At 59.2% G+C, this 22474-nt stretch carries 28 protein-coding genes; 16 read left to right on the top strand and 12 right to left on the bottom strand.

The genetic code is table 11. The annotated features are described in order from the left end of the window. Positions 1-91: 91 nt before the first annotated feature. Positions 92-616: a DUF4946 domain-containing protein gene (locus tag PGR6_RS13735; RefSeq protein WP_064617703.1), complete on the bottom strand. Its 525-nt coding sequence runs from the start codon at positions 614-616 to the stop codon at positions 92-94. 134 nt (positions 617-750) lie between these two features. On the opposite strand from PGR6_RS13735, the gene gloA reads away from it, so the two are divergent. Further along, positions 751-1272, top strand: coding sequence for a lactoylglutathione lyase (gene gloA / locus PGR6_RS13730; RefSeq protein WP_018929075.1), 522 nt, complete (start codon positions 751-753; stop codon positions 1270-1272). A gap of 67 nt (positions 1273-1339) precedes the next feature. Here gloA and ahpF read toward each other — a convergent pair whose 3' ends face one another. The 3 genes from ahpF to PGR6_RS13715 all read right to left on the bottom strand — a co-directional run bounded on the left by ahpF (position 1340) and on the right by PGR6_RS13715 (position 4688). Beyond that, positions 1340-2902, bottom strand: coding sequence for an alkyl hydroperoxide reductase subunit F (ahpF, locus tag PGR6_RS13725; RefSeq protein WP_064617701.1), 1563 nt, complete (start codon positions 2900-2902; stop codon positions 1340-1342). A 145-nt stretch (positions 2903-3047) separates the two neighbouring features. Continuing rightward, the gene (ahpC, locus tag PGR6_RS13720) at positions 3048-3611 is read right to left on the bottom strand and encodes an alkyl hydroperoxide reductase subunit C (RefSeq protein WP_018929073.1); all 564 of its coding nucleotides are present in this window, start codon (positions 3609-3611) and stop codon (positions 3048-3050) included. A gap of 138 nt (positions 3612-3749) precedes the next feature. Further along, the gene (locus tag PGR6_RS13715; RefSeq protein ID WP_018929072.1) at positions 3750-4688 is read right to left on the bottom strand and encodes a site-specific integrase; all 939 of its coding nucleotides are present in this window, start codon (positions 4686-4688) and stop codon (positions 3750-3752) included. Between the two features lie 178 nt (positions 4689-4866). On the opposite strand from PGR6_RS13715, the gene PGR6_RS13710 reads away from it, so the two are divergent. Next, on the top strand, positions 4867-5886 hold the full coding sequence (locus PGR6_RS13710) for a DNA-binding protein (RefSeq protein WP_064617699.1): 1020 nt from the start codon (positions 4867-4869) through the stop codon (positions 5884-5886). Here PGR6_RS13710 and gorA read toward each other — a convergent pair. Both gorA and galU read right to left on the bottom strand, forming a co-directional pair. After that, positions 5883-7241: a glutathione-disulfide reductase gene (gene gorA, locus PGR6_RS13705; protein ID WP_018929070.1), complete on the bottom strand. Its 1359-nt coding sequence runs from the start codon at positions 7239-7241 to the stop codon at positions 5883-5885. The two genes, PGR6_RS13710 and gorA, sit on opposite strands and share 4 nt — an antisense overlap. A gap of 129 nt (positions 7242-7370) precedes the next feature. Further along, positions 7371-8210, bottom strand: coding sequence for a UTP--glucose-1-phosphate uridylyltransferase GalU (galU, locus tag PGR6_RS13700; protein WP_003182953.1), 840 nt, complete (start codon positions 8208-8210; stop codon positions 7371-7373). Between the two features lie 280 nt (positions 8211-8490). Here galU and PGR6_RS13695 point away from each other — a divergent pair, with 280 nt between their 5' ends. Both PGR6_RS13695 and PGR6_RS13690 read left to right on the top strand, forming a co-directional pair. After that, positions 8491-8679 (top strand): hypothetical protein, encoded by a 189-nt coding sequence (locus PGR6_RS13695; RefSeq protein ID WP_007935646.1) that lies wholly within the window; start codon positions 8491-8493, stop codon positions 8677-8679. A 140-nt stretch (positions 8680-8819) separates the two neighbouring features. Further along, positions 8820-9101: a hypothetical protein gene (locus PGR6_RS13690; RefSeq protein ID WP_018929069.1), complete on the top strand. Its 282-nt coding sequence runs from the start codon at positions 8820-8822 to the stop codon at positions 9099-9101. 13 nt (positions 9102-9114) lie between these two features. On the opposite strand, the gene PGR6_RS13685 is transcribed toward PGR6_RS13690, so the two are convergent. Together PGR6_RS13685 and PGR6_RS13680 are read right to left on the bottom strand one after the other, a co-directional pair. Then, on the bottom strand, positions 9115-9345 hold the full coding sequence (locus tag PGR6_RS13685) for a hypothetical protein (protein WP_007935641.1): 231 nt from the start codon (positions 9343-9345) through the stop codon (positions 9115-9117). Between the two features lie 72 nt (positions 9346-9417). Next, the gene (locus PGR6_RS13680; RefSeq protein WP_018929068.1) at positions 9418-9774 is read right to left on the bottom strand and encodes a hypothetical protein; all 357 of its coding nucleotides are present in this window, start codon (positions 9772-9774) and stop codon (positions 9418-9420) included. 212 nt (positions 9775-9986) lie between these two features. Here PGR6_RS13680 and PGR6_RS13675 point away from each other — a divergent pair, with 212 nt between their 5' ends. The 5 genes from PGR6_RS13675 (at position 9987) to ada (ending at position 13159) form a co-directional block, all read left to right on the top strand. Then, positions 9987-10289, top strand: coding sequence for a DUF1883 domain-containing protein (locus PGR6_RS13675; protein ID WP_007900033.1), 303 nt, complete (start codon positions 9987-9989; stop codon positions 10287-10289). A 28-nt stretch (positions 10290-10317) separates the two neighbouring features. Beyond that, positions 10318-10488, top strand: a complete 171-nt coding sequence (locus PGR6_RS30190; protein ID WP_086945763.1) for a hypothetical protein — start codon at positions 10318-10320, stop codon at positions 10486-10488. A gap of 129 nt (positions 10489-10617) precedes the next feature. Beyond that, entirely contained in the window at positions 10618-11328 is a 711-nt protein-coding gene (locus PGR6_RS13670) for a 2OG-Fe(II) oxygenase (RefSeq protein WP_018929065.1), read from the top strand. Beyond that, entirely contained in the window at positions 11318-11998 is a 681-nt protein-coding gene (alkB, locus tag PGR6_RS13665; protein WP_064617697.1) for a DNA oxidative demethylase AlkB, read from the top strand. Before PGR6_RS13670 ends, alkB begins: the two co-directional genes overlap by 11 nt. Positions 11999-12085: 87 nt before the next feature. Further along, positions 12086-13159, top strand: coding sequence for a bifunctional DNA-binding transcriptional regulator/O6-methylguanine-DNA methyltransferase Ada (gene ada, locus PGR6_RS13660; protein WP_064621268.1), 1074 nt, complete (start codon positions 12086-12088; stop codon positions 13157-13159). On the opposite strand, the gene PGR6_RS13655 is transcribed toward ada, so the two are convergent. Together PGR6_RS13655 and acuI are read right to left on the bottom strand one after the other, a co-directional pair. Further along, on the bottom strand, positions 13123-13611 hold the full coding sequence (locus PGR6_RS13655) for a GyrI-like domain-containing protein (protein WP_064617695.1): 489 nt from the start codon (positions 13609-13611) through the stop codon (positions 13123-13125). The genes ada and PGR6_RS13655 overlap by 37 nt on opposite strands. Positions 13612-13672: 61 nt before the next feature. Then, the gene (acuI, locus tag PGR6_RS13650; RefSeq protein WP_064617693.1) at positions 13673-14656 is read right to left on the bottom strand and encodes an acrylyl-CoA reductase (NADPH); all 984 of its coding nucleotides are present in this window, start codon (positions 14654-14656) and stop codon (positions 13673-13675) included. A gap of 214 nt (positions 14657-14870) precedes the next feature. Here acuI and PGR6_RS13645 point away from each other — a divergent pair, with 214 nt between their 5' ends. From PGR6_RS13645 to PGR6_RS13615, 7 genes are all read left to right on the top strand, one after another. Then, entirely contained in the window at positions 14871-15935 is a 1065-nt protein-coding gene (locus PGR6_RS13645) for an NAD(P)H-dependent flavin oxidoreductase (protein WP_064617690.1), read from the top strand. Positions 15936-16201: 266 nt separating this feature from the next. Next, the gene (modA, locus tag PGR6_RS13640; RefSeq protein WP_374727784.1) at positions 16202-16954 is read left to right on the top strand and encodes a molybdate ABC transporter substrate-binding protein; all 753 of its coding nucleotides are present in this window, start codon (positions 16202-16204) and stop codon (positions 16952-16954) included. After that, complete coding sequence (gene modB / locus PGR6_RS13635; protein WP_018929058.1) at positions 16955-17635, top strand: molybdate ABC transporter permease subunit; 681 nt, start codon at positions 16955-16957, stop codon at positions 17633-17635. Between the two features lie 3 nt (positions 17636-17638). After that, complete coding sequence (modC, locus tag PGR6_RS13630) at positions 17639-18718, top strand: molybdenum ABC transporter ATP-binding protein (protein WP_064617688.1); 1080 nt, start codon at positions 17639-17641, stop codon at positions 18716-18718. A gap of 81 nt (positions 18719-18799) precedes the next feature. After that, on the top strand, positions 18800-19060 hold the full coding sequence (locus PGR6_RS13625) for a hypothetical protein (protein ID WP_018929056.1): 261 nt from the start codon (positions 18800-18802) through the stop codon (positions 19058-19060). A gap of 132 nt (positions 19061-19192) precedes the next feature. Further along, positions 19193-19441, top strand: a complete 249-nt coding sequence (locus tag PGR6_RS13620) for a hypothetical protein (RefSeq protein ID WP_018929055.1) — start codon at positions 19193-19195, stop codon at positions 19439-19441. 298 nt (positions 19442-19739) lie between these two features. After that, the gene (locus PGR6_RS13615) at positions 19740-20024 is read left to right on the top strand and encodes a hypothetical protein (RefSeq protein ID WP_018929054.1); all 285 of its coding nucleotides are present in this window, start codon (positions 19740-19742) and stop codon (positions 20022-20024) included. Here PGR6_RS13615 and PGR6_RS13610 read toward each other — a convergent pair. Continuing rightward, entirely contained in the window at positions 20002-20931 is a 930-nt protein-coding gene (locus tag PGR6_RS13610) for a LysR family transcriptional regulator (RefSeq protein WP_018929053.1), read from the bottom strand. The two genes, PGR6_RS13615 and PGR6_RS13610, sit on opposite strands and share 23 nt — an antisense overlap. 99 nt (positions 20932-21030) lie before the next feature. Then, the gene (locus PGR6_RS13605; protein ID WP_064617686.1) at positions 21031-22230 is read right to left on the bottom strand and encodes an MFS transporter; all 1200 of its coding nucleotides are present in this window, start codon (positions 22228-22230) and stop codon (positions 21031-21033) included. Between the last annotated feature and the right edge of the window lie 244 nt (positions 22231-22474).

The following is a 22474-nucleotide window of genomic DNA, read 5'->3' as shown; positions in this document are numbered from 1 at the left end:
TTCGCTATAGCCTGACTAACTTTGTGCTTAATCCGTTTGGCTATCTAAAAATCCGGGCCATGCTCAAAAGCGTGGGTACAGAAACCTTAAACTAAAGTTTCAAGCTGTTTCGAGCTGCCTCTATGTCACCCTGACTTGCCTTATAAACCTCAGCCTGCCCCGCGTAGGAAAGAACATAGGCTTTATCGCCGTCGACTGCGGCGACCAATGTTTGAGACAACACATGTCGACCGTTCTGGGTAATGGTGCAGGTAGTTTCCAGCGCCGATAACCGGCTCAAGGCAGTCGGATGAATTTTGTTGCAGACGCTCTGATAGCCGCCCTGAAAAAAGTCCTTCTGCACGGACTTGCGCATTTCCAGTAACACACCTTCCAGATTCACCTGATGACCGCTTTCCACTTGAGTCATGGTCAACTCCATCACCATTACCGGTGTCCCGTCCTGGTCGTTTTTTACCGCGCGCTGGCGGGAAACCTGAGGTTTGGCCTCGTCTTGCGGCACGGTCTCGACTGTCCATCCATTGGGCCAGATCACGACCGGAGCTTCTGCATCAGCACGGGTAACACCTGAAAGCAGACACATAAGGACGAACATCAATTGACAGGGTCGGATCATTGTAATGAACACTCACGGATTGAGCCGCGAAGTCTGAGCTTCACCCGCCCGGCAGGCAAGCCTGCGGTTTTGGTTTGGCGATGCCAGGCCCCTTGCGTATCATTGTGAGCATTCTTGGAATTTCCGGAGGGCCCATGAGCCTGCACGAACTCAATACATTTCCTGGTGTGACCGCCCAACCTGACACCGCCACCCAGAAGTTCGTCTTCAACCACACCATGCTGCGGGTCAAGGACATCACCCGGTCCCTGGATTTCTACACCCGCGTCCTGGGTTTCTCGCTGGTGGAAAAGCGTGATTTCCCGGAAGCCGAGTTCAGCCTGTACTTCCTGGCGCTGGTCGATAAAAACCAGATCCCGGCCGATGCCGCTGCTCGCACCGAGTGGATGAAATCGATCCCCGGCATTCTCGAACTGACCCACAACCACGGCACCGAGAACGACGCGGATTTCGCCTACCACAACGGCAACACCGACCCGCGCGGCTTCGGCCATATCTGCATTTCGGTGCCGGACGTCCGCGCCGCGTGCGAACGTTTTGAAGCGCTGGGCTGCGATTTCCAGAAACGCCTGAACGACGGTCGCATGAAGAGCCTGGCGTTCATCAAGGACCCGGATGGTTACTGGGTCGAGATCATTCAGCCGGCACCGTTGTAAATTAAAAGATCCACCCACAAAAAACCCCATGATCGCTCATGGGGTTTTGTGTTTTCAGCTTCGGCGTTTATGCCGGCGCCGAGGTGCGAATCAAGTGATCGAATGCGCTCAGGGAAGCCTTGGCGCCCTCACCCACCGCAATCACGATCTGCTTGTACGGCACGGTAGTCACGTCGCCGGCCGCGAACACGCCGGGGATCGACGTCTCACCACGGGCATCGACAATGATCTCGCCACGCGGTGACAGCTCGATGGTGCCTTTGAGCCAATCGGTATTAGGCAGCAGACCGATCTGCACAAAAATCCCTTCCAGCTCAACAGTGCGCAGCTCGTCAGACTGACGATCCTTGTAGCGCAGGCCGTTGACCTTCTGGCCATCTCCGGTCACTTCAGTGGTTTGCGCACTGGTGATCACGGTAACGTTCGGCAGGCTGTGCAACTTGCGCTGCAACACCGCATCGGCGCGCAGTTGCACGTCGAACTCCAGCAGGGTTACGTGGGACACGATCCCCGCCAGGTCGATGGCTGCTTCGACGCCGGAGTTACCGCCACCGATCACCGCCACACGCTTGCCTTTAAACAGCGGACCGTCACAGTGCGGGCAGTACGCCACGCCCTTGTTGCGGTATTGCTGCTCACCCGGAACGTTCATTTCACGCCAGCGCGCGCCGGTGGCGAGGATTACGGTCTTGGCTTTCAAGGACGCGCCGCTGGCGAAATGGATTTCGTGCAATTCACCGTTTTTTCCCGGCACCAGCTTGTCGGCGCGTTGCAGGTTCATGATGTCCACGTCGTATTGCTTAACGTGTTCTTCCAGTGCCACGGCCAGTTTCGGCCCTTCGGTTTCCTGCACGGAGATGAAGTTCTCGATGGCCATGGTGTCGAGCACCTGGCCACCAAAACGTTCAGCCGCCACGCCGGTGCGAATGCCTTTACGAGCGGCGTAAATTGCCGCTGAAGCACCGGCCGGGCCACCGCCGACGACCAGTACGTCGAAGGCTTGCTTTGCGCTGATCTTCTCGGCCTGGCGCTCGATGCCGCTGGTGTCGATCTTGGCGAGGATTTCTTCCAGGCCCATGCGACCCTGGCCGAAGTTCACGCCGTTCAGGTAAACGCTTGGCACGGCCATGATCTGGCGCTCGTCAACTTCGGCCTGAAACAGCGCGCCGTCGATGGCGACGTGGCGGATGTTCGGGTTCAGCACGGCCATCAGGTTCAGCGCCTGAACCACATCCGGGCAGTTCTGGCAGGACAGCGAGAAGTAAGTCTCGAAGTTGAACTCGCCTTTGAGCGAGCGGATCTGCTCGATAACGTCGGCACTGGCTTTCGATGGGTGGCCGCCGACTTGCAGCAAGGCCAGCACCAGGGATGTGAATTCGTGGCCCATCGGGATGCCGGCGAAACGCAGGCTGATATCGGCTCCCGGGCGATTGATCGAGAACGATGGTTTACGCGCATCGTTACCGTTGTCGAGCAAAGTAATCTGGGTGGAAAGACTGGCAACGTCTTTGAGTAACGCGAGCATTTCCTGGGATTTCGCACCGTCGTCGAGGGATGCAACGATCTCGATCGGCTGAGTGACCCGTTCCAGGTACGATTTCAACTGGGCTTTAAGATTGGCGTCCAACATACGGGCGATTTCCTTAGATGCTGTTTGAATAGAGAGCAATCAGACATAAAAAAACGCCCGAGCGAATCTCGCCCGGGCGTTTTATGGGGCGGTGCAGCTTACTTAGTAGGTGCGGAGCTCCGCCCTGATGAAGCGCGTCACAGACTTAGATCTTGCCGACCAGGTCCAGGGACGGAGCCAGAGTGGCTTCGCCTTCTTTCCACTTGGCTGGGCACACTTCGCCCGGGTGAGCGGCGACGTATTGAGCGGCCTTGATTTTGCGCAGCAGCTCGGAAGCGTCACGACCTACACCGCCATCATTGAGTTCAACGATTTTGATCTGGCCTTCAGGGTTGATCACGAAAGTGCCACGGTCAGCCAGGCCAGCTTCTTCGATCAGCACGTCGAAGTTGCGGGAGATGACATGAGTCGGGTCGCCGATCATGGTGTACCGGATTTTGCCGATGGCTGGCGAAGTGTTGTGCCAGGCAGCGTGGGCAAAGTGGGTATCGGTGGAAACGCTGTAGATCTCGACGCCCAGTTTTTGGAACTCGGCGTAGTTGTCAGCCAGGTCTTCCAGTTCGGTCGGGCAAACAAAGGTGAAGTCAGCTGGGTAGAAGAAAACGACAGACCACTTGCCTTTCAGGTCAGCGTCCGACACGTGTACGAAGTCGCCGTTTTTGTAGGCGGTAGCTTTGAACGGTTTAACTTGGCTGTTGATGATAGGCATCGGTGACTCTCCGTCAGGGGTTAAGAAGTTGATGTGGTGAATCCTACCCACCCGATCGCCGGTTGGCTCATTGGCAAACCTGATGCTGCTGATTTGTTTTCGCTATTAGCCGAGCGTATTAATAGAAGAAAACGTGATCTACAGCGCCAACGGCTTTTCAGCGATTCGGGTCATCCCGAGAAACGGGCTGGCTTCAACATAGCGCATGGCTGACTTCACATCCTTCCAGCCCACGTAATTCATCAACGACTTCAAATCCCAACCGCTCTGATGCGCCCAGGTGGCGAAGCCGCGACGCAGGGAGTGACTGGTGTAGTGCTCGGCCGCAATGCCGGCGCGCTCCAGTGCCTGGCGCAACAACGGGATCACGCTGTTGGCGTGCAAGCCCTCCTCGCTCAAATGGCCCCAGCGATCGATGCCACGAAACACGGGGCCACGGACCAACGCGGCTTCGGTAATCCATTCGATGTAGGCCTGTACCGGGCACAGGCGCTGCAAGGCGGGTGTCTGGTAGGTCTGGCCGAGGTTCTCGCGATCGCCCTTGCTGCGTGGCAAGTAGAGGGTAATGCCTGAACCGGCGCTGGCTTGTACATGCTCGATCTGCACGCGGCACAACTCATCACTACGAAAACCACGCCAGAAGCCCAGCAGGATCAGTGCGGTGTCGCGCTTGGCTCTCAGCAATCCCGCGCGATCGCCCTGCGCCCTGGCGGATTGTGCTTCCTGCTCCAGCCAGGCGATCACTTGCTCCAGATGTTGAAGCTGCAAGGGTTCAGCCTGTTTTTCCTGGGCCGGGTGCAGCGCGCGAATACCTTTGAACACTTTGCGCACCACCGGTGCCTTGGTCGGATCGGCGAACCCCTGGCTGTTGTGCCACTGCGCCAACGCGGACAAGCGCAACTTCAAGGTATTGATCGACAGCACGCCCGCATGTGCAACCAGGTACCGCGCAACGCTATCGCTGGTCGCCGGCAGGAACCCGCCCCAGCTGACTTCGAAGTGCTCGATGGCCGCGCGATAGCTGCGACGGGTGTTGTCGCGGGTAGCGGCTTGCAGGTAGCGATCCAGATCGGTCATGGGCTCAGTGCTCGAAAACGTACCGCGTTAGCGATTGAAAACCCGGTCTACAGCTCATCACACGGGGTAATACCAGTATATCCCGCATTAGTTATCACAAGTTTTTAACTTTATTCACGGCATGGTACATTGCTCATATTAGTGGTACGTACCACAGTATCAAATCGTAGGAGAACACATGGCACGTGGCGGCGTAAACAAGGCACTGGTGCAAGCGGCACGCTCGGCAATCCTCGCCCGGGGCGAACACCCGAGCATCGACGCAGTGCGGATCGAAATGGGCAATACCGGCTCGAAAACCACGATCCATCGCTATCTGAAAGAGCTCGATGACGGCGCCGAACCCGCGCCAGCACCTTCCGAACCGATCGATGATGAGCTGACAGCGCTGGTGGCGCGACTGGCGCAACGCCTGAAAGAACAGGCGCAAGAACCCATCGACCAGGCACGCGCGCAGTTCGAGCAACAACGAAAAGAGCTGGAAACCCAGCTGCACGAGGCCCGCGAGGCCAATACCGAATTGCAACAGCAATACGAAATTCAAAGCCTGGCGCTGACCCAGGAATCGGCGGAACTGCACGACACCCGCTCGATGCTGCAATCCGAGCAAACCCGCAACGCCGGGCTGAACCAGGCACTGGCCGATTTCGAGTTGCGTTTGCAGGACAAGGACGAGCAGATCCGCTCACTGGAAGAAAAACACCTGCACGCCCGCGAAGCACTGGAGCACTACCGCAATGCCGTCAAAGACCAGCGCGAGCAGGAACAGCGACGCCACGAAGGCCAGGTACAACAAATTCAGATGGAATTGCGTCAGGCCCAGCAAAGCGCACTGGTACGCCAGGATGAAATCACCCAACTGCATCGCGACAATGAGCGTCTGCTGACCGAAAACCGTGGCACGCTGCGGGAGCTGAGCCTGTTGCAGGAGCAACTCAAGCACACCAACAGCCGACAGGATCAGTTACTGGAACAGGTCACCCGCATCGACAGCGAACGCACCCTCCTCCAGGAACGCTTGCGCATTGCCTTGCTGGAAAGCCAGTCGCTCAAGCAGAACATTGACGAGCAGTCGCACATCAACAAAGCGCTGGAAGTTGAACTGATCAAGTTGCAGGCAAGCCTGGATGAAAGCGTGCGCCTGGCCGCTGTCGTTGCGACAGCGCCAGACGCATCAGCGCCACAGAAGAACGATTAACCCGCGACTGGCGTGCGCATGGTGACGAACTCTTCGGCGGCTGTCGGATGCACACCGATGGTTTCGTCGAAGTCGCGCTTGGTCGCGCCCGCTTTCAGGGCAATCGCCAACCCTTGCACGATCTCGCCGGCATCCGGGCCGACCATGTGGCAACCCAGGACCTTGTCGGTCTTGGCGTCCACCACCAGTTTCATCAAGGTGCGTTCCTGGCATTCGGTCAGGGTCAGCTTCATCGGCCGAAAACGGCTTTCGAAGATGACCACATCGTGCCCAGCCTCGCGCGCCTCTTCTTCAGTCAGCCCGACAGTGCCGATGTTCGGCAAGCTGAACACGGCGGTCGGGATCATCTTGTAATCCACCGGGCGATATTGCTCAGGCTTGAACAAGCGCCGCGCCACGGCCATGCCTTCGGCCAGAGCAACCGGCGTGAGTTGTACCCGACCAATCACATCACCGAGGGCCAGGATCGACGGTTCAGCGGTTTGATACTGTTCATCGACCTCGACAAAACCTTTCTTGTCGAGTTTGACCCCGGTGTTTTCCAGCCCCAGGTTGTCGAGCATCGGACGCCGACCGGTGGCGTAGAACACGCAATCCGCTTCCAGCTCACGACCATCCTTGAGCGTCGCCTTCAGGCTGCCATCGGCCTGCTTGTCGATACGTTCGATGTCGGCATTGAATTGCAGGTTCATGCCGCGCTTGGTCAGCTCTTCCTGCAAATGTTTGCGCACTGCGCCGTCGAAGCCACGCAGGAACAGATCACCGCGATACAGCAGCGTGGTCTCAGCGCCCAGCCCGTGGAAAATCCCGGCAAACTCCACCGCAATGTAACCACCACCGACCACCAGAACGCGCTTGGGCAGCTCTTTAAGGAAGAATGCCTGGTTGGAGCTAATGGCATGCTCGTGCCCCGGAATCTGCGGGATCTGCGGCCAACCACCGGTGGCAATCAGGATGTTTTTGGCGGTGTAACGCTCGCCATTGATCTCAACCTGATGCGGATCGACGATTTTCGCGTGACCTTCATGCAAGGTCACACCACTGTTGACCAGCAGATTGCGATAAATGCCGTTCAGGCGATTGATCTCGCGATCCTTGTTGGCGATCAGCGTCGCCCAGTCGAACGTCGCTTCACCCGGAGTCCAGCCAAAACCTTGCGATTGCTCGAAGTCTTCGGCGAAGTGCGCGCCGTAGACCAGCAGTTTTTTCGGCACACAGCCGACGTTCACGCACGTACCGCCCAGGTAACGGCTCTCGGCCACGGCGACTTTCGCACCAAAACCGGCCGCGAACCGCGCAGCCCGCACACCGCCAGAACCGGCACCAATCACATATAGGTCAAAATCGTAGGCCATTACTATCTCCTCGGCAGGACACCAGCATACCTGCGAGCGCCCTTTGGGCAAGCGTTGCAAACTATTTGGGGCCGAAAAATGAAAAAGCCACCCGAAGGTGGCTTTTCAATACAAGCAGCTCAGGCGCTATCAGTAAGCCTTGCCAGTCTTGTAGAAGTTCTCGAAGCAGAAGTTGGTTGCGTCGATGTAGCCTTCGGCGCCACCGCAGTCGAAACGCTTGCCTTTGAACTTGTAGGCCATGACGCAGCCGTTTTGCGCTTGCTTCATCAGGGCGTCGGTGATCTGGATTTCGCCGCCCTTGCCTGGCTCGGTCTGCTCGATCAGGTCGAAGATGTCCGGGGTCAGGATGTAACGGCCGATGATCGCCAGGTTCGACGGTGCATCTTCAGGTTTTGGCTTCTCGACCATGCTGTGAACGCGATAGATGTCGTCGCGAATCATCTCGCCGGCGATCACGCCGTACTTGTTGGTTTCCTGAGGATCGACTTCCTGGATGGCCACGATCGAGCAGCGGAACTGCTTGTACAGCTTGACCATCTGGGTCAGTACGCCGTCGCCTTCGAGGTTGACGCACAAGTCGTCCGCCAGTACTACGGCGAAAGGTTCGTCGCCAATCAGTGGACGGCCGGTCAGGATTGCGTGGCCCAGGCCTTTCATTTCGGTCTGGCGAGTGTAGGAGAACGAGCACTCGTCGAGCAGTTTACGGATGCCGACCAGGTATTTCTCCTTGTCAGTGCCCTTGATCTGGTTTTCCAGCTCGTAGCTGATGTCGAAGTGGTCTTCCAGGGCGCGTTTGCCGCGACCGGTAACGATGGAGATTTCGGTCAACCCGGCATCCAGTGCTTCTTCGACGCCGTACTGGATCAGTGGCTTGTTTACCACCGGCAGCATTTCTTTGGGCATGGCTTTAGTCGCTGGCAGGAAGCGAGTACCGTAACCGGCTGCTGGGAACAAGCATTTCTTGATCATATAAGTCCTTGAAAGGGCTGTGTGTACGAGTTTCGGCGCAGTCTAATCAGGCGGCGTGCACCTTACAATGCCCCGCACTGGCTAACCGACGCCATCATAGAGAAATATTCTGATGGATAGTTCCGCAGATAAGCTGCACAACGTCTTATAGATAGCAGAGATCGACGACCTGCGCGGCCATCAGTCTAGCGACAATCTGCCCCACCCTACACCCATCGGCACCCGTTGAGGGCATTTGGCGCTATCATTGCGCACCTGAACCAGCCAACGAGGCAGATAGATGTCGGCAGCAAAAAGCGTCAACGGGTACCTGATCAATCAGGCGAAAGACGGCCAGTGGTGGATAGACAGCGTCGGCGGCGAGAATATTGCCGGGCCGTTCCCTACAGAAGCGTTGGCGATTGAAGTGGCATCGGTGTTGCAGGATCAACCCGCAGCACCCAAGCGGCGCGGCAAAGACAAGCCTTGAGCTGAACCTGGCGCGACCGCAGCCCTGTCTTTGCGCAGGGCTTTTTTGTGAATGCCTGCAACGAAGTGGCCAATCGCTATAACCTTTCGTTGCAGCCGCTGTCATAGCGTTTAGCCCCCATCACTGACGACGACCACGACATGAAAAGATTCTTGCCACTGATTGCGGTACTGGCCCTGAGTGGCTGCGCCACGTCAGAAACGACTTACCTGAAAAATGGCGAGCAAGGCCTGACCATCGACTGCTCCGGGGAAGCCAACGCCTGGGCCAGTTGCTACGAAAAAGCCGATGCCTCTTGCGCCGGTACCGGCTATCGGATTGTCGGTACCGACGGTACACCTTCGACCAAGGAAAGCGACAAAACCCTGGGCGTCGACGTCGGCAATTACAAGAACCGCAGTGTGGTGGTGGTCTGCAAGTAGGGCACCCATTGCCCTACATATGGATTTCGGCGAACTTGATCCCGAGCCCGCGTACCGTCTCGATCAAATCGTCGAGGCGGCTGAAGGACTCGACTTCATCGTTGTCATCCACCAGGAAAAAACTGCGCCCGGCGCTTTTCTTGAAAAATACGATCCACTCCCCCGGATTCGCCGGGTTCTGAATCACATGGGTGGCAGAGATATGACCCTCTGCGTGGCGCTCCCGCACCTGCTCTCGTTTCATGCTCGACTCCAGAAATGACAATGCCGTCAAAGTGCGACTTTGACGGCATCGATGCTGACCGGGGGTAGTCTATCAGCCGGAAATGCACGCGGTGGCGGCATTGCGTACATCCCATGGGCGCAACGGCACATTGGAGATGCGCTCATGCAGTTTGATGCTGCTGCCACCGGAGCGGTCTTCAATGTCAAACACCGCTGCCGGCCCCGAGGAGAACTTCTGCGGCACAATCACCCGCATGCCATCCTTTTGCGGCTCGACTTGCAAGGCCCCACGGCTACTGGCCAATTTCTCGACCAGGCACTGGGCGTACTCATGGGGTTTCTTGCCTGAAATCACGTTCATGGTAGGCAACGACGCAGTGATGTCCGAGACCGTCGCACATCCACCCACTGCCAATACAAACGGCACGACCAGAACACCCCATTTCATATGAAACCTCCGATAAAGACCCTCCGACAGCACAAATGCTGTTTTTCTCCAAGGCTCCCTGCATTTATCGCTCATAGAATTCCAAATAACTGTTTTTAATTGTCAAAGCGGACCCCGACAGCCAGATAATAACCTGTTCGGGCTGATAAACTGCGCCAATCGCCCATGCTATCGTTTTGATTTTGTAGAAAAAGCCCTTCTGGAGGCGCCTCATGAAATTTATCCACCAGCGCGAGCACCTCAACGAAGACGACATCGTCGTCATTCAGTGCTCCCAAATGTGCAACATCCGCTTGATGAACGACGCCAACTTCCGCAGCTTCAAGAACGGCGGCCGTCACACGTATCACGGTGGCGCATTCGACACCTTCCCGGCCCGGATCACCGCGCCAAGCACCGGTTTCTGGAACATCACCATCGACACGGTCAACCGCCGGCCGATCAGCGTGACCCGCAAACCGACCCTGACGCACTCGATCAAGATCATCCGCCGCTCCAGCTCGAAGCTGAGCTGAACCCACACCAGAACAGGCAGGTATGACCGTGGCCCAGACGACCAAATACGTCATCAAATACAAACTCAACGGCGAACGTCGCTTCGAATTCGCCCAGCTTGAAAACGGCACTGCAGAAGAAGCCAAGGCTGCGCTTGACAAGCTGCATGGCCAGAGCGAAGACGTCATCAGCGAGATCAGCGTCAGCAAAGCGCTGTAACGCGATCTGGAGCGACAACATGGACGTCTGCTCCCCTCTCGCGAATTCGACCGCAAGCGCCGGAGTGCCCGCTCCCGCAACGCTCTCTAAACTGGCCGCCTCGACCTTTTGGTCAAGGAGTCAGAACCCTTGCTTACCGATCCGATTCACCACGATGCCCTCGACTGGGGCAAACTTACGCAGCAACTCGACCAGGATGGCTGCGCGATCATCAAATCGCTTTTAAGCCATAAGACCTGCGATGAAATAAGCGCCCTGTACGACTGCCCCGAACCCTTTCGCTCGAAAGTGGTGATGGCGCGCCACGGTTTTGGCCGTGGCGAGTACAAATACTTCAGATACCCGCTGCCGGATCCGGTGGCCCGATTGCGCAGCGCGCTCTACCCTCGACTGGTTCCCATCGCCAATCGCTGGTACGAATGCATGGATCTGCCGACCCGTTTCCCCGAATCCCACGAAGCGTTTCTGCAACGCTGCCATGCCGCCGGTCAGGAACGCCCGACACCTTTATTGCTGCAATACGGCCCGCAGGACTACAACTGCTTGCATCAGGATCTGTACGGCGAACACGTGTTCCCGCTGCAAGTGGCGATTCTGCTGTCAGAACCGGGAGAGGACTTTACCGGTGGCGAATTTGTGCTGACCGAACAACGCCCACGGATGCAATCGCGCCCGCAAGTCATCGGACTGAAGAAAGGTGACGCGTTGATTTTTGCCGTGAATCAGCGCCCGGTTAAAGGCGTTCGCGGCTATTACCGAGTGACCCTGCGTCATGGGGTGAGTCGCCTGCACAGTGGAAAACGGCATACCCTTGGAATCATCTTTCACGATGCGTTATGAGCCCATGAACCCGATTACCTTCGATCTGTTTGCCGACGCAGAACCCGAGCAGCAGCCCAGGCGCGAGCAGATTGGCGAACAATCCTACGTCCTGAGGGGCTTTGCCCTGCCCTGGCTTGACCGGTTACTACCGGCGCTGGAGGCGGTTCTGACAGCGGCGCCGTTTCGGCAGATGGTCACGCCCGGTGGCTTTACCATGTCGGTGGCCTTGAGCAGTTGCGGCACCTGGGGCTGGACCACCGACCGCAACGGCTACCGATACACCCGCAACGATCCGCAGACCGGCGCGCCCTGGCCTGAAATGCCCGAGGTGTTTTTCGAACTGGCCCAGGCGGCGGCGCGAGAAGCAGGGTTTATAGCGTTCGTACCGGATTCCTGCCTGATCAACCGCTATGTTCCCGGGGCCAGGATGTCGTTGCATCAGGACAAAAACGAAAACGCCTACACCGCCCCCATCGTGTCGGTGTCTTTGGGGTTGCCGGCGACGTTCCTGTTCGGCGGCCTCGAACGCAACGCCAAAAGCCAGCGAGTGCCGCTGTTTCACGGTGATATCGTGGTTTGGGGCGGTGTGGACCGTTTGCGTTACCACGGCGTATTGCCGATCAAGGAAGGCCAGCATCCGCGGCTGGGCGAACAGCGGATCAATTTCACTTTTCGTACTGCGCAATGATGCAGTCGAATTCGACCGCAAGACCCGGAGTGTGGCGTCGGTGCCGGCTGGTTAATCTGCATGAAACGGGTCAACGGACATGAAGCCATGACAACTCAATCGCCAACAATCGCCACCGAAAACGATCCTCGCTGGGCCGCCGTGGTCGCGCGCGATCCACGTGCCGACGGGCAGTTTGTGTATGCGGTGAAAACCACCGGTATCTACTGTCGCCCCAGCAGCCTGGCACGCCTGCCGAAACCGCAGAACGTCGAATTCTTCGACACGGCCGAGCAAGCTCAGGCGGCGGGTTATCGCCCCAGCAAACGGGCCGCGAAAGATCACAGCGACGTCGCGGCGCAACATGCCGCGACCGTGGCTGCCGCGTGCCGTCAAATCGAATCCGCCGAAACGTTGCCGGCGTTGAATGAGCTGGCGGATGCAGCCGGTTTGAGCAGTTTCCACTTCCACCGCGTGTTCAAGGCCATCACCGGCCTGACGCCCAAGGGCTACGCCACCGCCCATCGTTCACGCAAGGTTCGCGAGCGCCTGACCGATGGCGGCACGGTTACCGATGCGCTGTATGACGCCGGATTCAATTCCAACAGCCGTTTCTATGAGGCAGCGGATCAATTGCTCGGCATGACACCCGGCGACTATCGCGCGGCCGGGCAGAATAACGACATTCGCTTTGCCGTCGGCCAGTGCTCTCTGGGATCGATTCTGGTGGCACAAAGTGAGCGCGGAGTCTGCGCAATTCTGCTGGGCGACGACCCGCATCAACTGGTCTGCGACCTGCAGGACAAGTTTCGCCGCGCCAACCTGATTGGCGCCGATCACGAGTTCGAGCAGTTGATCGCCAAGGTCGTCGGCTTTATCGAAGCCCCGGCCCTCGGCCTGGATTTGCCGCTGGATGTACGCGGCACAGCGTTTCAAGAGCGGGTATGGCAAGCCCTGCGGGAGATTCCCGCCGGTAGCACCGCCAGTTACGCCGATATCGCTAAGCGCATCGGCGCGCCGAAAGCCATGCGCGCCGTGGCCCAGGCCTGTGGCGCGAATAGTTTGGCGGTGGCGATCCCTTGCCATCGCGTGGTGCGCAGCGACGGCAACCTGTCGGGCTACCGCTGGGGCGTGGAACGCAAGCGTCAGTTGCTGGAACGTGAAAACGCGTCCGGGTCCTGAATGCCGATATAGACCGCCACGGACTCAGGCCCGGTGTAGACCTCGAAGTCCGTGGCGAACTTGCGGCGAACCAGCGGGTTGTCCTCGAAGTAGGCCCAGATAAAGCCCCAGGCCTGAATGACGCTATCGGGCATCACCCCTTTGGCGCTGAACACCAGGTAATCGCCGCCCTCAACCTGAATCTGCGCAAAGCCCTCGGAGGGCGCGGTGACTGCCACTCCCGCGGTCACATCGAAGTGGCCCGACGCGTCGGACTCGTAGTTGGAATACACGCCGTACATAAAGGAATCCGGTTGTTTGTGGGCGATCTTGTCGAAAATATCCTCGACGAAAAACCGTTCCCACATAGGGCCGATACGTGCGGTATCCGGCTGCTGCTCTGCTGCATTGCGGGTTCGCACCTGCAAACCCGAGACGCTGAAGGGCTGCACTTCGCGCAGTTTTACATCCATTGGTCGATATTCCTTGTCGCTACAGTTTGTCTGTTTGATTGATTGATTGATGCTGAAACGATCAACGATTGACGTCGACCACCACCCGGCCGCGCAACTGCCCGGCAAGCAAGCGCGGCGCGGCGTCGATGGCTTCGCTCAAGCCGATTTCGTGGCTGATCAGCGGTAGCAAGGCGAAATCCAGGTCCTTGGCCAGGCGATTCCAGGCCAGTATCCGCCGGGCTTTGGGTTGGGTCACGCTGTTGATCCCGGCCAGGGTCACGCCGCGCAATATGAACGGTGCGACGGACGCCGGGAAGTCCATGCCCTGGGCCAGGCCGCAGGCGGCGACGGTGCCGTTAGCCTTGGTGCTCGCACAAGCGTTGGCCAGTGTGTGGCTGCCGACCGAGTCGATCACCGCCGCCCAACGCTCCTTGGCCAACGGTTTGCCTGGCTCCGATAATGTGGCGCGATCAATGATTTCACTGGCGCCCAATTGCTTGAGGTAGTCGTGTTCGGAGGTGCGGCCAGTGGAGGCCACCACCCGGTAGCCGAGCTTGCTCAGCAGCGCGATGGCGAAACTGCCTACACCGCCGTTGGCGCCCGTCACCAACACCTCGCCCTGCTCGGGAGTCACGCCATTGTGCTCCAGCGCCAGGATGCTCAGCATCGCCGTGTAGCCGGCCGTGCCGACGGCCATCGCTTGCGCGGCGGTGAATGCCTTGGGCAACGGAATCAGCCACTCGCCATTCAAGCGAGCTTTCTGCGCCAGCCCGCCCCAGTGTCCTTCACCCACACCCCAGCCATTGAGCAGGACGTGATCACCGACCTTGTAGTCCGGATGACTGCTGACTTCGACGGTGCCCGCCAGATCGATCCCCGGCACCATCGGGAACTTGCGCACCACCGGGCTGCTGCCGGTGATCGCCAGGCCATCCTTGAAGTTCAGCGTGCTGTACGCCACACGCACCGTCACATCGCCCTCGGGCAATTGATCGTCAGCGATCTCTTGCAGCGTGGCCCGGTAACCGCTGTCATCTTTGTCGATCAGAATGCCTTTGAACATCACTGCCTCCTGGTGGAATCGTTCAGTTGTCGTGCTGTTGAAATAACACAGGGAACCCCATCACCGTACCCGACTTTAAGCCAATCCCCATCGGCTGGCGCCTTGCGGATCATCCTGTACGCATTAAAAACTCGACTGGCCTTGCGCCAGGCATTACTGATACAAACTTGCTTCTACCGTCCCTGCCCTGTTTCGACGTCGGAGAACACTGCACATGAGCCAATGGCCAGACACCCGCATTCTTGACCTGCTCAGGATCGAGCTGCCGATCATCCAGGGCCCTTTGGCCGGCGCGACGACTTCGGCCATGGTGATTGCTGCGTGCAACGCTGGTGGCCTGGGTTCGATGCCTGCCGCGATGCTGAGCATCGAGCAGTTGCGCGAAGAACTGAAGACGATTCGCCAACACACCCAGCGCCCGTTCAACGTCAATTTCTTCTGCCACCAACCTCCGCCGCCGGATGAGCAGCGCGCCCGGGAATGGAAGAATCTGCTGGAACCGTACTACCGGGAATTGGGCGTCGACTTCGACGCACCGACGCCGGTGTCCAATCGCGCGCCGTTCGATAACGCGGCCTGCGAAGTGATCGAAGAGTTTCGCCCCGCAGTGGTGAGTTTTCACTTCGGCCTGCCGGAAAAGTCGCTGCTGGATCGGGTAAAAGCCACCGGAGCGAAAGTTCTCTCCTCAGCGACTACGGTCGAAGAAGCCATCTGGCTGGAGCAGCATGGCTGCGATGCGATCATTGCGATGGGTTATGAGGCTGGCGGCCACCGGGGCATGTTCCTCAGTGATGACTTGAGCAGCCAGGTGGGTACTTTCGCGCTGGTGCCGCAGGTCGTTGATGCGGTGAAAGTGCCAGTCATTGCGGCGGGCGGGATTAGCGATGCGCGTGGCGTCGCAGCGGCTTTCATGCTGGGCGCATCGGCGGTTCAGGTAGGTACGGCTTATTTGTTCACGCCAGAGGCCAAGGTCAGCGCGTCCCACCACAAGGCGTTGCGCACGGCCAAGGAAAGCGAGACAGCGGTCACCAACATTTTCACCGGGCGCCCGGCGCGCGGGATTCTCAATCGGGTGATGCGTGAACTCGGGCCGATGAGCGCCAAGGCACCGGCCTTCCCCTTGGCGGGCGGTGCGCTGATGCCATTGCGGGCTAAAGGGGAAGCGGATTTCAGCAACCTTTGGGCCGGGCAGGCGTTCACCCTGGGCGTTGAACTGACTTCGGCAGAGCTTACCCGGCGTTTGGCGGATGAGGCATTGGCCAAATTGCTTCACCGCTAATCAAGCTGCGACTAACCACAACCTGTGGCGAGGGAGCTTGCTCCCGTTCGGCTGCGAAGCAGTCGCGAGCTTTTGGGGGCGCTTCGCGCCCCAACGGGAGCAAGCTCCCTCGCCACAGGAAAGCCTCCTTGCCACAGGTAAGCTCCCTCGCCACAGTTCGCTGCCTACCTTGCACTCCGCATCCGGCAAGTTCCGTTTACAGGCATTTCGCTATATATTCTTATATATAGCGTTTCACTCGCCTACCACGGAGCCGTTTCATGACCATGCGTGCCTCACGTTTTGCCCCTGTGTGCCTGTTCAGCGTGTTCGCTTTCGGGTCCGCCCACGCGAACGAAGTCCAGGTCGCCGTTGCCGCCAACTTCACTGCGCCGATCCAGGCCATCGCTGCCGATTTCGAGAAAGACACCGGGCACAAACTGGTCACCTCCTTTGGTGCAACCGGCCAGTTCTATACCCAGATCAAGAACGGCGCGCCGTTCGAAGTGTTGCTCTCGGCGGATGACACCACGCCACAAAAACTCGAGACCGAAGGCGACACCGTCAAGGGTTCGCGCTTCACCTACGCTATCGGCACGCTGGCGCTGTGGTCGGCCAAGGAAGGTTATGTCGACGCCAAGGGCAAGGTTCTGAGCGACAACCAGTATCAGCATCTTTCCATCGCCAACCCGAAAGCCGCCCCGTACGGTCTGGCTGCCACTCAGGTGCTGGCCAAGCAAGGCCTGACCGACAAGGTCAAAGGCAAGATCGTTGAAGGCCAGAACATCACCCAGGCTTACCAATTCGTGTCCACCGGCAATGCCGAACTCGGTTTTGTGGCCTTGTCGCAGATCTACAAAGACGGCAAAGTGACCAACGGTTCGGCCTGGATCGTTCCGGCCAACCTGCATGATCCGATCAAACAAGACGCGGTGATCCTCAACAAGGGCAAGGACAACCCGGCCGCCCAGGCATTGGTTGACTACCTCAAGGGGCCGAAAGCGGCCGCCGTCATCAAGTCCTATGGTTACCAACTCTAAATGACGCTATCGAGTGCCGATTACTCCGCGATCTGGCTGACCCTGAAACTGGCGTCCCTGACCACGGTCATCCTGCTGATCATTGGCACTCCGATTGCGTTATGGCTGTCGCGTACCCAATCCTGGTTACGCGGCCCGGTCGGGGCGATCGTCGCCCTGCCCCTGGTGCTGCCACCCACGGTGATTGGCTTTTATTTACTGTTGGCGCTTGGCCCGAACGGGTGGATCGGCCACTTCACCCAATCGCTGGGGCTCGGCACCCTGACCTTCAGTTTTGCGGGGCTGGTGATCGGCTCGGTGCTGTACTCGATGCCGTTCGTGGTCCAGCCGCTGCAAAATGCCTTTTCCGCCATCGGCACTCGCCCATTGGAAGTGGCCGCCACCTTGCGCGCCAACCCCTGGGACACGTTCTTCAGCGTGATTGTGCCGCTGGCCCGTCCCGGTTTCATCACCGCGGCCATTCTCGGTTTTGCCCACACCGTCGGCGAGTTTGGCGTGGTGCTGATGATCGGTGGCAACATTCCCGACAAAACCCGCGTGGTCTCGGTGCAGATCTACGATCACGTCGAAGCCATGGAATACGCCCAGGCCCATTGGCTGGCCGGGGCAATGCTGGTGTTCTCCTTTGCAGTGTTGCTGGCGCTCTACTCCAGCCGTAAAACCAAAGCGGCCTGGAGCTGACCCATGATTCAAACGCGCTTGAAACTGAGCTATTCGGGATTTGCCCTGGATATCGACTTGCAATTGCCCGGCCGTGGAGTGACTGCGCTCTATGGTCATTCCGGTTCGGGCAAAACCACCTGCCTGCGTTGCATCGCCGGTCTGGAACAGGCCGGGCAGGGTTTTATCCAGATCAACGATGAAGTCTGGCAGGACAGCGACAAGCGGATTTTCGTCCCGCCGCATAAACGCGCCCTGGGTTATGTTTTCCAGGAAGCCAGCCTGTTTCACCATCTGTCGGTGCGGGCCAATCTAGAATTCGGCCTCAAGCGCATCCCTCGCCAACAGCGGCGGGTCGACATGGCGCATGCCACGGAGTTACTGGGGATTGGCCATTTACTCGACCGCAATCCGCAGAATCTTTCAGGCGGTGAGCGCCAGCGTATCGGCATCGCCCGTGCCCTGCTCACCAGCCCCAAACTGTTGTTGATGGACGAGCCACTGGCGGCGCTCGATACCCAGCGTAAAAACGAAATCCTGCCGTACCTGCAACGGTTGCACGATGAGCTCGACATCCCCGTGCTGTACGTCAGCCATTCCCAGGATGAAGTCGCGCGGCTTGCCGATCACCTCGTCCTGCTCAGCAACGGCAAGGCTTTGGCCAGCGGCGCCATCGGCGAAACCCTGGCCCGGCTCGATCTGCCGCTGGCGCTGGGCGATGACGCCGGCGTGGTGATCGAAGGGCACGTCAGCGCCTATGACGCCGACTACCAGCTGCTGACCTTGCAACTGCCCGACACCGACCTGAGCATTCGGGTCGCCCACGCGCCGATGACCAAGGGCCAGGCATTGCGCTGCAAGGTTCAGGCGCGGGATGTCAGCCTGAGCCTGCAAGGCGTCGAACAGAGCAGCATCCTCAATCGCCTGCCGGTCACGGTGATCAGTGAAGTCGGCGCCGACAACGCTGCTCACGTACTGATCCGCCTGAATGCCGCCGGCACACCGCTGCTGGCGCGAATCACCCGCTACTCCCGGGATCAACTGGGCGTGCACCCCGGCCAGCAACTCTGGGCGCAGATCAAAGCGGTGGCGGTGCTGGCCTGAACCCGTCGCCGAGACGTATTCAAGGGGGCACTGAACCGACGAACGACCCACCAGTTTTTTGCATGATCGCAATGGGCTTCTATGCTTGATCTGAACACGAATAGCTTCGGTGACGCCATGGAAGACATTTTCGTTGTGAAACGCTGCAACAAGATCATCGTTCATGGCCGCCGGGCCGGAGAAACCGGTCACCCACCGCCCGACGCCGCCGTCTGGTATCGCATCATCGATACCCGTACTCGCGGCTTTATCGGTGACGGTTACGATCTTGAAGAGGACGCCAGGCGCGAATGTCGCAGGCTTAACGAGGCCAGTTCGCCGGTCTCGCACGGGTTGGCTTGACGCCGGCCACTTTCATTTTCCGGGTCTATACTTGAAGGAGCTGAAGGACCAGCGACCCATCGGCAGAAAGCTCGCTCCCCCGCGGGCTTTTTGTTGCCCTTTAGCCGATTTCCTTGAACGGAGGTGATTGTCATGTCCGAGAAAGAGTCTATCGCCACCCTGCTCACCCTGCTTGACTCCCGTCAGGCCCGCCTTGCTGCTGCGTGCAAGGAGATCGCCGACTGGGTCGATCATCAAGGGGGGCATCCGACAGCGCTCAGGATTCGTGACCGCTTGAACGACATCGAGAAGGACACGCCGCAGATTCGCAGCGCGTTGTCTGCACTCAAACATGTCGAGCCGCCACTGCCTCGGTTCAAATCAGGCGACCGCGTTATTTGAGCCAGGGACAGAGTCCAATCCAGCACACCTGAGCGGTGACCTCTTCGTCACCGTGGTTATGCCTGCCTGCCAGACTCGCGCTACATCCCAACCCGGCCCGTTTTGCCGGGCTTTTTTTATTCGTGCCTTCGGCCATTTCACACCGCCTTCACAACCGAACTCCTACAGTTCACTTGCTCCTTTGAAAACATCCCCTGGCCCGCCCGCATGCGGGCCATTTTTTTGCCTGCCGTAACGCGAACGAACGCCCTCACCCGCCAGGTGTCGAACGCTTACACATCACGAAGGAGTATGTCCCATGGTCACTCACTTCAAAGTCGGCGGGCACCTGGCCTGCGGGCACAAAGGCAGCAACCTCACTTCCAGCAGCATATTGAACCGGGTGAAATGCAGAAGCTGCCGCAACACCGATGCGTACAAGGAAGCGCGCAAAGCCGAACGCAACGCCGCACGTCGGGCCGCACGCAAAGCCAAAGCCACCCACGCCGCCAACGACTGGCGCACAGAGTGGACCCAACGGCTGATCGAGATGCCCGGACTGCAACGGCTACCGCGTGGCTTTACTGGCCAGCCATTTGTATAGCTGACACGCCAGGCGTGAGGATTTCCTCTAGAAAATCGATAAACACATTGATCCGGCTAGAGCCCCGGTGATTGGGCAAGTACAGCGCATTGATGCAACTGCTTGCACTGCCGGGGTTGACTTCGTAATGCTCCAACAACCGTGTCAGCCGGCCTGCGGCGACATCGTCGCGTACCAGCCAGTCGGCCAACAGGGTCACCCCGCCGCCGGCGATTGCCGCTTCGCGCAGGATGTCGGCGTTGTTGCTTTGCAGGCGGCCGTGCACATTGAGCTGGATGGTTTCCTTGTCGCCCTGGAACGTCCAGCACTGGTGCGAACCAGCGTAATCAAAGCGCAGGCATTGGTGCTCGAGCAAGTCGCGAGGATGACACGGCGCCGTGTGGCGGCTCAGGTAATCCGGGCTGGCCACCACCCAGCGCTGGAAGGCCCCTACCCGTTTACTGACGATGTCTTCACTGACCACCGACGATCCCAGACGCACCGACACGTCGATCTGTTCGCTCAGCAGGTCGCTGACCTGATCGCTCAACGACACGCTTATTTCCAGCCCCGGATGGCGCTCGAGCAAACGGCCCAGATGCGGCGCGATGATCCGCCGACCGAACTCGACAGGGACGCTGATCCGCAGGCGTCCTTGCGCCTCGCTGCCACGGTCGGCAACCACGGCATCGGCTTCGTCGATGGCGTCAAGAATCGCCACAGCCTTTTCGAAATAGGTTTGCCCGGCGACGGTCACGCTGGTGTTGCGTGTCGTGCGGTTGAGCAGGCTGGCGCCGAGCTCGTTTTCCAGCCCCGCCACCTGGCGAGTGACCGAAGATGTCGAGATGCCGAGCTTGCGCGCCGCGGACGAATAACCGCCGCAACGCACGGTTTCAACAAACATCTTCAGTGCCAGCAACTTGTCCATAAGCGGAATCCGGTCAAAAGGGAACGGTGTGATTGTGCATCACCGTTCGCCAACCGTCTTGTATGACGGTGCTTCACCGGATTCCCCGGCGCCTGGCGCTCAGGCATTGGCCTTGCGGCCGAGGAACATCACCAAAGCCAGGGTCGGGAGCAATGCCACCGACGCGGCAGACAGGTTCCAGCCGAAGTGCTCGTAGAGCGGGCTCGCCACCAGCGATCCCAAGGCACCGCCAACGAAGATACTGGTCATGTACACGGCGTTGAGGCGTGCCCGGCTGTGCGGGTCGATGGCGTACACCTCGCGCTGGCCCAGCACCATGTTCAGTTGCACGGCGAAATCCAGCAGCACCGCACACACCACCAGCCACAGGTAGCTGCTGCCGGGCAGCGCAGCGATCAACAATGAAACCGGTGCCAGCAGCAGTGCGACCCGTGTTCCGCGGCGGCCGTGACCGGCATCGGCCAAGCGCCCGGCAATCGGCGCAGCGATTGCACCTACCGCTCCGACCAGGGCAAAAATCGCCACCTGCGCCTGGCTGAAACCGTGGTGACGCATCAGCTCAATCGGTGCAAGCGTCCAGAACAGGCTGAAGCTGGCGAACAATAACCCCTGATACAACGAACGTTGACGCAGCACCGGATGGCGACGAGCCAGGGTAAACACCGAGCCGATCAGCGCGGCATAAGTCGCCTGATGCGTTGGCACACGGCGCGGCAGCGCAGCCGCGGTGATCAGGGCGATGACGGCCATCAGTGCCGCCGCGCTGTAAAACACCCCGCGCCAGCCGAACACTTCCACCAGCAGGCTGGACAGCGGACGCGACAACAGAATGCCCAGCAGCAGCCCGCTCATGATATTGCCCACCACACGACCGCGCGTGGCTTCGGGCGCCAGATGCGCCGCCAGTGGCACCAGAATCTGCACCGCAACCGAAGTAAGGCCGATCAGCAAGGAAAACACGAGGAACATCGACGGCGAGTGCGTCAGCCCGGCACACAACAGCGTAACGCTCGCCGCGAGGGTGAAACCCACGACCAGGCGCCGGTTTTCCATCAGGTCGGCCAGCGGCACCAGCAACAGCAGACCCAGCGCATAACCAAACTGTGTGAGTGAAACGATCAGGCTGGCATTGGCGCTGGACAGGCCGATCTGCGGCGCGATCAATTCGACAATCGGCTGGGCGTAATAGAGGTTGGCCACGACCGCGCCGCAGCAAAATGCCAGGAACGCGACCATCAGGCCGGAGAGTGAAGCAGGCTGTTCGGCCTTGGCCGCTGCTGCGGGGTTACCCGTGAGCATGATGACACCTCGTTGAGTTCGGGAAAGTGATGCCAAGGCTAAGGGCACGGGTCGATGCAGAGAATCCGTGCCCCCTGCAACGGAGTGATGCGCCATCCGCAACGACCCCGGCGTTGCCGTTGGCGCAAAGCGCTATTGCGCGACGTGGCAATACTCCGGCGCTTGCGCTTTCTCTAACCTTGGGCACTTGGCGCAGGGCTCTCCATCAGCGCCCTTCCCCCGGATGCTCAAGGAGCTGTTCATG

Source organism: Pseudomonas sp. GR 6-02 (assembly GCF_001655615.1).
In the GTDB taxonomy this organism is placed as follows: domain Bacteria; phylum Pseudomonadota; class Gammaproteobacteria; order Pseudomonadales; family Pseudomonadaceae; genus Aquipseudomonas.
The sequence above is the reverse complement of the archived record's forward strand: the minus strand, read 5'-3'. Positions and strand labels throughout refer to the sequence as shown.